The 11,767-nt window shown below is 50.7% G+C and carries 12 protein-coding genes; 7 read left to right on the top strand and 5 right to left on the bottom strand.

Going from position 1 to position 11,767, the window contains the following annotated elements; all coding sequences use genetic code 11:
* Positions 1 to 843 carry a M23 family metallopeptidase gene (locus tag Q0698_RS09395; RefSeq protein ID WP_298636112.1) on the bottom strand — a complete coding sequence of 281 codons (843 nt, stop codon included), beginning with the start codon at positions 841 to 843 and terminating at the stop codon, positions 1 to 3.
* A gap of 78 nt (positions 844 to 921) precedes the next feature.
* On the opposite strand from Q0698_RS09395, the gene trmL reads away from it, so the two are divergent.
* From trmL to Q0698_RS09360, 7 genes are all read left to right on the top strand, one after another.
* Entirely contained in the window at positions 922 to 1,386 is a 465-nt protein-coding gene (trmL, locus tag Q0698_RS09390; RefSeq protein WP_298636110.1) for a tRNA (uridine(34)/cytosine(34)/5-carboxymethylaminomethyluridine(34)-2'-O)-methyltransferase TrmL, read from the top strand.
* A 3-nt stretch (positions 1,387 to 1,389) separates the two neighbouring features.
* On the top strand, positions 1,390 to 1,833 hold the full coding sequence (locus tag Q0698_RS09385) for a flavodoxin domain-containing protein (RefSeq protein ID WP_298636108.1): 444 nt from the start codon (positions 1,390 to 1,392) through the stop codon (positions 1,831 to 1,833).
* Complete coding sequence (gene fldB, locus Q0698_RS09380) at positions 1,823 to 2,341, top strand: flavodoxin FldB (protein WP_298636105.1); 519 nt, start codon at positions 1,823 to 1,825, stop codon at positions 2,339 to 2,341. Before Q0698_RS09385 ends, fldB (Q0698_RS09380) begins: the two co-directional genes overlap by 11 nt.
* Positions 2,342 to 2,375: 34 nt before the next feature.
* A complete protein-coding gene (gene mnmC / locus Q0698_RS09375) occupies positions 2,376 to 4,376 on the top strand; it encodes a bifunctional tRNA (5-methylaminomethyl-2-thiouridine)(34)-methyltransferase MnmD/FAD-dependent 5-carboxymethylaminomethyl-2-thiouridine(34) oxidoreductase MnmC (protein ID WP_298636103.1) in 2,001 nt (666 codons plus the stop codon).
* Complete coding sequence (locus Q0698_RS09370; RefSeq protein ID WP_298636101.1) at positions 4,373 to 5,161, top strand: glutaminyl-peptide cyclotransferase; 789 nt, start codon at positions 4,373 to 4,375, stop codon at positions 5,159 to 5,161. Before mnmC ends, Q0698_RS09370 begins: the two co-directional genes overlap by 4 nt.
* Positions 5,158 to 5,724, top strand: a complete 567-nt coding sequence (locus Q0698_RS09365; RefSeq protein WP_298636098.1) for a tRNA-uridine aminocarboxypropyltransferase — start codon at positions 5,158 to 5,160, stop codon at positions 5,722 to 5,724. The genes Q0698_RS09370 and Q0698_RS09365 overlap by 4 nt, the downstream gene beginning before the upstream one ends.
* Positions 5,725 to 5,790: 66 nt before the next feature.
* Positions 5,791 to 8,691, top strand: coding sequence for an insulinase family protein (locus tag Q0698_RS09360; protein ID WP_298636096.1), 2,901 nt, complete (start codon positions 5,791 to 5,793; stop codon positions 8,689 to 8,691).
* 214 nt (positions 8,692 to 8,905) lie between these two features.
* Here Q0698_RS09360 and Q0698_RS09355 read toward each other — a convergent pair whose 3' ends face one another.
* The 4 genes from Q0698_RS09355 to Q0698_RS09340 all read right to left on the bottom strand — a co-directional run bounded on the left by Q0698_RS09355 (position 8,906) and on the right by Q0698_RS09340 (position 11,603).
* The gene (locus tag Q0698_RS09355) at positions 8,906 to 9,796 is read right to left on the bottom strand and encodes an alpha/beta hydrolase (protein ID WP_298636093.1); all 891 of its coding nucleotides are present in this window, start codon (positions 9,794 to 9,796) and stop codon (positions 8,906 to 8,908) included.
* 95 nt (positions 9,797 to 9,891) lie between these two features.
* Positions 9,892 to 10,350 (bottom strand): hypothetical protein, encoded by a 459-nt coding sequence (locus Q0698_RS09350; RefSeq protein WP_298636090.1) that lies wholly within the window; start codon positions 10,348 to 10,350, stop codon positions 9,892 to 9,894.
* 153 nt (positions 10,351 to 10,503) lie between these two features.
* Positions 10,504 to 11,046 carry a flavodoxin FldB gene (fldB, locus tag Q0698_RS09345; protein ID WP_298636087.1) on the bottom strand — a complete coding sequence of 181 codons (543 nt, stop codon included), beginning with the start codon at positions 11,044 to 11,046 and terminating at the stop codon, positions 10,504 to 10,506.
* A 107-nt stretch (positions 11,047 to 11,153) separates the two neighbouring features.
* Positions 11,154 to 11,603, bottom strand: a complete 450-nt coding sequence (locus Q0698_RS09340) for a Spy/CpxP family protein refolding chaperone (protein WP_298636085.1) — start codon at positions 11,601 to 11,603, stop codon at positions 11,154 to 11,156.
* Positions 11,604 to 11,767: the final 164 nt, after the last annotated feature.

The following is an 11,767-nucleotide window of genomic DNA, read 5'->3' as shown; positions in this document are numbered from 1 at the left end:
TCACTCTGCTAATGAACGATTGCCGGTATTCGGCCAACTCGCTTCTAGTAATAATTGTGTATCTACGCGCTGGTTCATCCAGTTCATTCGCCAATCGAGATGTGGCCCGGTTGCACGGCCACTAGCTCCAATGAGACCAATCACTTCACCCACTTCAACCACGTCACCTACCTCAACATTGACGGCTGAGAGGTGTAAAAAACTGGAGGTAAGATTTGCCCCATGGGCTATAATAATCGTCCCGCCCGAATAGAACAAATCGGATTCCGCTAAAACCACTTCTCCGGCGATAGGCGCTTTGACAGCGGTACCCGTAGGCGCGGCAATATCAAGTCCGTAGTGGGGCCTACCAGGCGTGCCATTATAGACACGTTGGCTACCATATACACCCGAGATCCGACCCTCTGCAGGGATTATCGCGTCTGCCTTCCAGTAATCAGCCGAAACCGGCTTAGCCTTCGCTGCAACCACCAGCGCGCTCTCTGCACGAATACGGGCTAAATCATCGTCACTCGGCGTAACCGTTCGCTGCGGCACGCCCTCGATAATCGATACGTTGTACTCTCGCGGTTGGACTAGAATGGCCGCTACCGCCTCTTTCCCCAATGGGGTTTTGCGCCATAGGGTATGTTCGCCAACGATATCACGTCCAAAACCAATGACGAATTGCCCGTTGTCATCCGCGCTAAAGCTTTGCTCCAGGAAAATAAGCTGATCACCAGGGCACGTCTCCCCAGACAATAACGCCCCGGAAATGGTCTCTTCAGCAATTTGAACTGATTGTTCACAGGCGAATGCCACAGAGTTCAACGAAACTGCTGCGATGAGTACGAATTTTAACATCCTATTCCTCGTGCTTTACCTAGAGATAGTTAATTAATTACTGATACAATAACACCACTCCAACGGAAGCGCGAAACGATGTTAAATATTGTACTCTTTGAACCGGAAATACCGCCTAACACGGGCAATATTATCCGCTTGGCGGCCAATACCGGCTGTCGACTTCACCTCGTACAGCCGCTTGGCTTTGAGTTAGACGATAAGCGTCTGCGTAGAGCAGGATTAGACTATCACGAGTTTAGCGAAGTTCAGATTCATGCTAACTGGGATGAATGCCTCGCAGCCCTTGGCGACAGCCGACTCTTCATGCTTACCACTAAGGGTACGCGCCAACCCGACCAAGTGGGCTTTATTGCCGGTGATACCTTGGTTTTTGGTCCCGAATCACGAGGTTTACCTGATGAGGTGAGAAATTCAGTGCCTGAGGATCAGCGCCTACGTCTGCCGATGATGCCAAATAGCCGCAGCTTAAACCTCTCTAACGCCACCGCAATCATGGTTTATGAAGCATGGCGCCAATTAAATTTTCAAGGAGCTGAGTAAACCATGGCCCAAGTACTCGTCGCCGTAGCCAGCGTTACTGGTACCGCTCGCGATATCGCCAATGAAATCATTGCCACCAGCGAACACATTATCGAAGTTGAAGCCGCTGAGCTTATCCGTAAATGGAACGATGACGCTGAAAATATTCTGCTCATTATCACTTCAACCACGGGCGCGGGCGACATTCCCCCGCCACTGAACGGTTTCCATCAAACGCTCACCACCGAGTTCCCTCGAATTGCAGGGCAACGCTTCGCGCTCATTGCGCTAGGCGATAGCAGCTATAGCACCTTCGCTGAAGCGGGTAATGCGCTTGAACACGCGCTCGAAGACATCGGCGCAGTGCAGCTTTGTCAGCGCTTAACCTTGGATGCCACCGAGCACTTCGAACCGAATAGTGATGCCCTAGCGTGGTTTAATACGGAGCTCTCTCAGTATGTCGGTTGATAAGGTGGGGCTGTTCTACGGTTCGAGTACCTGCTATACGGAAATGACCGCAGAAAAGATTCAGCAGGCTTGGGGAGACAAGATTACCCTACATAATGTTGGCGAAGACCCCGTTCAACTCATGGAAGACTACCAATTCCTTATCGTTGGCATTCCAACTTGGGACTATGGTGAACTTCAGGAAGATTGGGAAAATATCTGGGACGAACTCAGCGAGCTAGACCTAAGTCATTGTCGTATAGCCTGCTTCGGCCAGGGTGACCAAATTGGTTATCCGCAGTGGTATCAGGATGCCTTGGGTTATCTACACGATAAACTCACGCTTGCGGGGGCTACCATGGTTGGTTACACCCCCACCAGCGGCCATACCTTCGAGGAATCCCAGGGTCTCACCGACGATGGTACTCAGTTCCTCGGCTTGGCGCTGGACGATGAAAACCAATTCGAGTTGAGTGAGGCGCGCTTGGCAAGCTGGTTGCAACAACTCGACACTGAATTCAATGGTTAATGCCTCGGCCAGCACCGCGGGAGCACTGAGCTAAATGGAATGGCGTGATGGTGCCCCGTTTAATCGTCAGTTTGATGACGTTTACTTCAATACGGAAGGCGGTTGTGAAGAGTCCGATTACGTCTTTATTCAGGGTAACGACCTCCCTAGTCGCTTCAGTGAACACCAATACGGTAGTTTTAGCATCCTGGAAACGGGCTTTGGTACTGGTCTTAACTTCCTGGGTTCGGCCCATCAATTCTTGGCAAATAACACGAGTGGACACCTCAACTTCATTAGTATTGAAGCCTTTCCGCTTACTCGTGACGAACTTCGCGCCGCCCACCAGTCCCTAAATCGCTACCAGCAAGAAGCCGGGTGGCTGCAACAGGCTTGGCCTAGCGCCTGCGACGATACCCAAACCATGATCATCCATCCGCGTATCAGCTTAACGGTGATCTTCCTACCCGTTGGCGAAGCCCTGAGCCAGTTAATTGTGTGCGAACAATCGCAGACTCAAGCCTGGGTACAACCCTGTTTTGACGCCATCATGCTCGATGGCTTTAGCCCTGCGAAGAACCCAGACATGTGGTCAGCCTCGGTGATGCAGCAACTTGCCGTACTGAGCCACTCAAATACCACCCTAGCCACCTTTAGCTGTGCGCGCATGGTGCGTGATAATTTGCAGGACGCCGGCTTTTCGCTGCAAAAACGCCGCGGCATCAATAGTAAACGAGAAGTACTTAGTGCCAACGCCGCCACCAGGGAGAAGCCAGCTATCCCCTGCGCCACAACACGCAGCTCAAAGCACGAGGCACCCTGGTGGAGCTACCCTGCTCTCCCACCCGCTCAACGCGTAGCCGTTATAGGGGCGGGCTTGGCAGGTTGTCAAACCGCCGCTCGACTTGCGGCAAGAGGTCTATCGGTAAGCCTGTTCGATCGCCATTCAGCACCGGGACTCGCTGCATCCGGCAATCCTCAGGGAGTGCTCTATACCAAGTTCTCACACCGTAGAGAACCCCTGAGTGATCTAGCACTGCAGTGCTATCAGTTGGCGCAGCCGTATTATCGCCACCAGCTTAAGGTTGATGCGCCCTGGAGTGGTGTCTTACAACTCCCTAAAAACCAGAAAGACGCCAATTTGCAGGCGTTGGTAGCGGAACGCTTCGCCGAACAGCCGGAGCTCATCAGCCTGTTAGATCCACAGCAAGCCAGTGACATAGCCGGTATTGATATTCAATCCAGTGCGCTCTGGTTCCCCAGCGGCACTTGGATGAGACCTCCACAGACCTGTCAGCAGCTAATTGATGATAATCCGCTCATAACGTCCCACTTTAATTCCCCGGTAGAACGGTTGAGCTATTGCTCGGTTGATCAGCAGTGGACGGTCCACTGTCAAGCGGCACTTAACGAACACACGTTCGATCAAGTTGTTTTATGTAATGCCTATGAGGCCCAAGCGCTCCTAAATCCCGAGTTACCGCTAAAAACTCGTACCATTCGGGGTCAGATAGACCGAGTCCAAGGCCAAATTCTTAACCAGCTCAATACCACCTTAACGGGTGAAGGTTATATCGCTACCGATAGTGATTCCCAGGGAACCATCGGCGCAAGTTTCATCGTCGACGATGTGGATGCGAGTATTCGCGCCCAGGAATCCGAGCAGAACCTAGCGCTCGTGGGGCAACTTTCACCGCAACTCCAGTCTGAGCACTCGGGTTTACAGCTAACGGCTAGTCGAGTCGCATTTCGCTGTGCCTCGGCCGATTACATGCCAATTGCCGGCCCCGTTCCCCAGTACCGTAAAATGGTTGAAACCTTCGCGCCGCTGCGCAAGAATCGACGCATGGATATTCGCAACTATGGGCACTACCACCCGGGACTTTGGCTTAACATCGCTCACGGCTCTAAGGGTTTGAACAGCACGCCGTTGATCGCTGAGACGATCAGCGCAATGGTCTGCGGAGCCCCCGCGCCATTGAGTCAGCGTTTGCAACGCGCAGTTCATCCAGCACGATTCCTGATGCGCGATATTTTTCGTAGGGTCGCAGAATGATCGTTAGTCATTCCGTCCGCATATTCTTTTTAGTCTGCTGGCTACTTATCGGTAGCACTGTTCGCGCTCAGGTCACTGAAAGCCCTAACTGGGAAGTTACTGCTCAATACCCGCACCCTAGCCATGCCTTTACGCAAGGCTTGAACTATGTCAATGGCGCACTCATTGAAACCACCGGTAAACGTGGCTTATCCCGAGTCCTTCGCTACGTCCCAGGACAACTCCCCGATGGCGCTATCGCCACCCTTCCACGACAGTACTTCGGCGAAGGATCGGTGGTCATTGACGACCAACTCCTGTGGTTAAGTTGGCAGCGCGGCCAAGCATTTTGGATAGATCTAAGCACTGGATCTCGCTCTAACGCGTTCCGCTATGATCACGAAGGCTGGGGACTCGCATTGAGTCCCAACAAAACCGAACTCGCCGTCTCCGATGGTACAGACGTCATCCGTATTTGGAATCAGAAGGGCGAAGTACTGCGAACGATTTTGGTCCGCCAAGGCGAGTACAGCTGGCATTACCTCAACGAATTAGAATGGATTGGCAACACCATCTTTGCTTTTGTGTGGATGAACGAGAAGTTACTTGCCATCGACGCAGACAGTGGTGAGGTGAAGCAAATTTATGACTTAGCCCCGCTCAGAGACATCCAAAGTGAACAACAGCGTATCACTCGCCATCACACCCTTAACGGCATTGCCTATGATCCCGAGGATGGTCAGTTCTTTGTCACGGGAAAAAACTGGTCCACGCTCTACAAGATAGAATTTGAGGGTTGGGAGTGAAGCAGTGGTGTAAGCAATGCCGAGGCTTCCGCTGTATCTGTCACCTGGCGACGACTACCAGTTCGGCGCTGCAATGGATCATTCTGCAACACCCCTCTGAAGCCAAACATGCCAAAAACACGGGACGTCTACTGGCGCTAAGCCTTGGAATAACGCCCTGTATCGGTGAAGAGTTTAGCGACAACACGGCGCTTCAGCAGATGATTGGCGATAATATCCCGCAAGCGTTACTGTTTGTTGAGCACCCGCTTCTTAGCAACCCGACTATCGATCTCAATGATGACTCAGCTGCAACACTGCAACGCATTTGGGTTATCGATGCTACCTGGCGAAAAGCCCTCAAGATGATCCTGGCGAATCCGTTTTTACGGCAGTTGCCTATCATCACCGTTAACAGCACCACCCAGTGGTCCGTTCGTTCAGCGCCTAGCGAACAACACCTAGCCACTATTGAAGCCGCCGCTGCGCTGTGCCAGCACTTTGGCGAGCACGCGGTGGCGCAAACGCTGAGCCAAAACTTCCTCCATTGGCAGGACGAAATATCCCGTTTCCGCCCTGATTGAGCGTATCTTTTGCGCTGAAGCTTAACTACAATGTGTGTTAAATCTAAACCATTCCAATAGGTATCTATGAACCATCATCCGGCGTTTGAACTTGTTCGCGAACAGCACCTTGATTCGCTCAACATTACCGTCCAAGAATATAGTCATCTGCAGACTGGGGCTCAGCACATCCATATTCAGGCGGATAGTGACGAGAATGTCTTCCTAGTGGCGTTGCGTACCGTGCCAACGGATTCAACCGGTGTTGCGCACATACTGGAGCACACGGCATTGTGTGGCAGCGAGAAGTACCCAGTGCGCGACCCGTTCTTCATGATGATTCGCCGCTCACTTAATACCTTTATGAATGCTTTTACGTCATCAGATTGGACCGCCTACCCGTTTGCCAGCACCAACACGAAAGACTTCAGCAATTTGCTTGACGTCTACCTGGACGCTGTCTTTTTCTCACGTCTGGACGAGTTAGATTTTCTTCAGGAAGGTCATCGTTTAGAATTTGAAAAGTGGGACGATCCGAGTACGCCGCTACAATTCAAAGGCGTGGTCTACAACGAGATGAAGGGCGCTATGAGCTCCGTGCCTTCGCAGCTATGGCAGTCGCTATGTAAACATCTTCACCCTAGCAATACCTACCACTACAATAGTGGTGGCGACCCGGTAGAGATCCCGAATTTAAGCTATGAGCAGTTAAAGCAGTTCTACCATACCCATTATCACCCCAGCAACGCCATCTTCATGACCTTTGGCTCTATTGCCGTAACCGAGCTACAGCAACGCTTTGAAGATCAAGCACTCAGCCGCTTCGATAGGCTAACAGAGACCATCCAGGTGGAAAGTGAAAAGCCGTTTTCGGCGCCGCTTCGTGTTACCGATCACTACACCGCCGAAGGCGATGATGACAAAAGTCATGTGGTAGTTTCGTGGTTGCTAGGAGAATCCACCGATCCCGTTGAGGCGCTCCGTGCACAGCTTATGGCCAGCCTACTCTACGAGAACAGTGCGAGCCCGCTGCAGCAATTGCTAGAAACCTCAGAATTAGGCAAGTCTCCGTCGCCATTAAACGGCATTGAGGATAGTCAGAAGCAAATTATCTTCGTCGCGGGTATGGAGGGCTGTGAAGCGGCAGATACGGATGCCATTGAAGCGGAAATTCTTGCCACGATACAAACCGCGATTGACGAGGGCTTTGCTCCTGAGCGTATCGACGCGTGTCTGGATCAACTCGAGCTTCAGCAGCGAGAAGTTGGCGGTGACGGATATCCCTATGGCCTACAGCTCATTCTCACTTCGCTTGGCAGTGCCACGCATCGAGGTGACCCCGTCGCGGTGCTCGATTTGGACCGCTCCCTGAATCAGCTTCGTGACGATCTCAGGGATCCAAACTTCGTCAGTGCAACGCTGAAGCGCTTATTTATTGACAATCCGCATCGATTGACACTCTGCGTTGAGCCCGACACCCAACTCGCCGAGGCGCAAAACATCGCCGAGCAAGCCCGCCTAGACAAGCTTGCAGCAGACCTGACTGAACAGGATGTCGCGGCGATTGTTGAGCAATCGAGACAGCTTCAGGCACGCCAGAACGCTGAGGATGATCCAGGCACATTGCCCAAGGTAGGTATTGCAGATGTTCCGGCGAGTGTTCATGAACCGGCGCGTCACGATTTCCAGGGGAAGACTGTTGCGGCCTACGAGTACGAAGCCGGAACCAATGGCCTGGTGTACTTGCAGGCTATTATTGCGCTTCCTGAATTGAGCGAAGCAGAACGCCAAATCCTCCCCTTCCTGTGTAATATCCTCTCGGAACTAGGCTTGGGTGATGACGACTATCTCCATGTGCAAAACCTGCACACCGCCTGCAGCGGTGGCTTGCACGCCTTCACGAGTATTCGTAACAACGCCTTTGATGAACAAGCTTCATCGGCTTACCTCGTCCTCTCAGGAAAGGGGTTGCGTCGTTATGTCAACGATCTCTCGATCCTCATGCAACGCACCCTAACTGAGGTACGCTTCGACGAACAAGAGCGCGTTCGTGACCTGCTGTCACAGACTCGCTCACGTAAAGAGTCCAGTGTTGCCGGTAATGGCCATGCGTATGCCATGGGTGCTGCGACGGCAACTGCTAATAGTTTGGCAGCAATGCAATTTGCCACTTCTGGCCTAGCGGGAATCCAAGCAACGAAACTGCTGGACGAGCGCTTGAAAGATCCAGCTGAATTGGCAGCCTTCTGCGTCGAACTCGAGCAACTTTACCGCAAGCTCACTGTTGTCACACCCGTTGTCGCCGTGGTGGGCGAACAACAATACTTATCTGCCTACCGTGATGCGCTGGAGAACTTTGAAGTCACCCAGCAACAACAACACACCAGCAATTGGTCACTACCGAGTATCAGAACAACCAATGCAAGCTTCTGGGCCGTTAATGCCCAGGTAAACTTCTGTGCCTTGGCATTCCCCACGGTCACCTCTGCCCATGACGATGCAGCGGCCTTAACTGTTCTAGGTGGCGTACTTCGCAATGGCTTCCTTCATCGCGCACTCCGTGAGCAAGGCGGTGCCTATGGCGGCGGTGCGAGTCAAGATAACGCCAATGCGGCATTTAAGTTCTTCAGCTATCGAGATCCGCGAACTCAAGAGACCTTAGATGATTTCTACGCCTCAATTAACTGGCTAATCGATACGGAGCTGAGTTTCGACAAGGTGGAAGAGTCTATCTTAGGTGTTATTAGCTCGCTGGATAAACCCGCTTCCCCTGCCGGTGAGGCGAAACAGGCGCTATCGCAGTATCTTCATGGTCGCTCGCCCGAGCACCGTGAGGCCTTTAGAACCAATGTACTGAACGTAACGGCAAGTGAGCTTAAGCGTGTTGCCACCAAGTACCTTAAAGACGTTACGCCATCAGTTGCCATCGTTGGCCCCAAATCCAGCTATGCAGGCTTCGAAGATTCACTCGAATTCTTTAGTCTCTAACTATCCCGCAGCGTGAAGCCGTAAACCGAGTAAGTTCGTCAGTGTAATTAGTGCGCTGGCGAACATTAGCTGTCATACAACACACTCAGTACTGAGTACTCAGTAAACTGACTCAATGAGCAGACTAGTGGTTTAGGAAGTTAACGCTTTCAAAACTAAGATGTTAAGAAAGAGTATCTATGTAACGTCACAGTTAAAAAACTTTCTTCAACCATTAGTCTGTTCTATTGTCTTCTGCTTGGAATGCATGAGTAGTCATTAATTCTGCAAAACGATCGAGTAACTGCATCGGTAAATCATGCCCCATCCCTTTAATCACAATGGGCTTTACGCCTAACGCTTTGGCGGTTCTCAGTCCGCCTTTTAGCGGCACAAGTAAATCACAATCACCATGAATGACTAGTCCAGGCACGCTCGTTTGCTGTAAGCCCTTGTAACGAGGTGGGCTAGCTATGATAGCAGCCAACTGGCGCATGGTGCCCTCGGGATAGAATCCGCGATCATAATTCGCCACGAGGCGTTGTCGAAGCAGCGCATCGTCTGTAGGAAAAGCCGGCGAGCCGATAACCTGCCAAAACTTCAATGCCTGTTCGATACGCCCTTCCCGATCTTTAGGTTGAGGCGCAATGACTGCTTTACGGACAGCCGATTTGGGAACACTATAGCGACGCTCGCCAGTCGTTGACATGATTGAACAAAGCGACAATACACGTTGTGGGTAATTGATGGCGACCGTCTGAGCAATCATCCCCCCCATAGAAACGCCAGCCACATGAAATTGTTTGATGCCGTGAACATCACAGCAACGTACCACGTCATCTGCCATATCAGCTAAGGTATAGCTGCTTGATCCCGCGCTCAAACCGAAGAGCTTACGCATGATCATTTTCGCTACATTTGGGGATCCATGGTGATGAAGAATGGTAGAGAGACCGCAGTCCCGATTATCCAGCAGAAGTACCGAAAACCCCGCCGCGATAATAGAATCTACTAACTCTCGATGCCAAGATAGCGAGGGCAAGCCAAGCCCCTGTACTAACACCATGACTGGCTTTGCGGGATCGCCGATGAGTTCATGAAACAAAGTTATATCATTATTGGTCATATGTTCTCCTTGAAGCGATTACTTTAAGGCATTCAATCAGACAGCTCCAGTCTGAGAAGAGATAAATTGACGAGGATTGAGAAAGCGTGTTTTAACTAGGCTAGTTGTGCGTAGCGGGCACGAATTCGACGGCTTGATTGCTCGAGTTCAGCCAGCCCGATTTGACTAGTCTTACCCTGGCTAACACGACGGCTAAACCTGATAGCTTTATAACCTGCTATCAACTGGAAATGGGTAATCATGCGAAAGCCGCTCGCCAACAATGCGCGAATTTCATCACTGCGAGGACTAAGTTGCAAATAGATATGTTGCGGAAGCGCCAAGGTGAGATTGGCATTATCTTCGAGATTCTCCTGAGCAGACGCCAGACGAATCGCTAAATCATCTAATGATGCGGAAAAACAAAGGACACTGCTAACTGTTTGTTTACCCTTGGCAAGCCTAACACCTTTAGGTAGGTCTTGAGCATCAATCGTCAGGCCTGAAGGTACATAAAGTGCTCTTAATAGACCACCTTTTGGTACTCGCAGTTTCTGTATCACCTCACTATTCATGACAACACACCCAATGTTGGAATCAACCTAAGAAGATAATTTATGTAACTACCTTAATAGACTCGTTTACATTGAGCGACCCATGACTGGAAATTTCATGATCAAAAATTTAATTTTGTGAACTAGTCGATAGTTTGCAATTTGAAGAAACAGTTAATCCTCAATGGCTTCGACGAGGAAGAGTTCACTAAATTGGAGTGAAATCATCTCACACCATTGGTTAATGCGCTGACAAGTCATCTCTTCCTGTTGATCTTCATCCAAAGCAAGGCCTACAAACGACTGACCATCTTCGGTTAAAGCCTTTGAAGCCTCAAAGTCATAGCCTGAGATGGGCCAGTGACCAATAATAATAGCCCCGTTGGTCACGACGACGTCATGTAACATTCCCATCGCATCGAGAAAATAATCGCCATAGCCAAACTGATCTCCCAGTCCGAATAGCGCGACCTCCTTCCCCTTGAAATCGACATTGCTAATGTCGTCCCAGAATTCTTCCCAGTCCGATTGAATTTGACCGAAATCCCAGGTTGGGATACCCAAGATTATGGTCTCGTAACTAGCGAACTCAACTTGAGACACATCGGCAATATCAAATATATCAACCACATCATCTTCAAAACGCGCTGCGATACGCGTGGCAACCGCCTCGGTATTACCTTCGTCACTTCCGAAAAACAAGCCAATCTTGGACACGAAACACCTTCATATAAAACAGAGAGTGCCTAATTATCTCAGACACCCTCTATTGAGCCAAGTAAATCCTGTGGCGTGATCGCTAATTCTACCCTGAAGAGTGCAACTTAACGCCCCCGACGCGCCGCTAACTCAGCGCGTTGTTCTTCGTTAAGCACTTGCTTTACCTCGTGAAGCAAAGTTATTCGCGCCACTCGCTGTCGTGCTTCAATCATTGCTAACTCATTAGCCGCATTAACTAGTGCACTTTGATCCAACGCTTCGGACTGCGCTAATTGCCTTAAGTTGTCCCGAGCCGCCTTTACTTCGTCTCGTTCTGTTTTATGTTGATCTCGATGGAGTTCCATCATGCCTTTGATTTGTTCCCGTTGCTCCTCACTCAATTCGAGTCCGCGCAAAGTACGTTGGTCGAAGTTTGCATCGTATTCGCAGCGAGGCCCATCAGCCCGATGCCCTCTCTCACCGCGATCACCTCGTTCACTATGAGCCATTACTCCCTGGCTGAGTGTTAGCCCGGTAATGAGTGCAGCGATTCCTAGTCTCAATTTATTCATCATCTACTCCAAACGTCTAAAAATAGTAGCGCCTATAACAGACACCTTTTTCTGTTACTTTCAGTGCTACCTTAACGAGACCCTCAGTAAAGGTCTGTTAGGTCGTGTTAACTGAGGTTAAGAAAGGTAAAGAGTAGATTAGCGGCTTGGCAAACAACCCCTTAAGT

Origin of the sequence: uncultured Umboniibacter sp. (genome assembly GCF_947497555.1) — a bacterium.
Classification (GTDB): domain Bacteria; phylum Pseudomonadota; class Gammaproteobacteria; order Pseudomonadales; family DSM-25080; genus Umboniibacter.
Note: the sequence above shows the minus strand (reverse complement) of the source record. Positions and strands in the feature narration are given on the sequence as shown.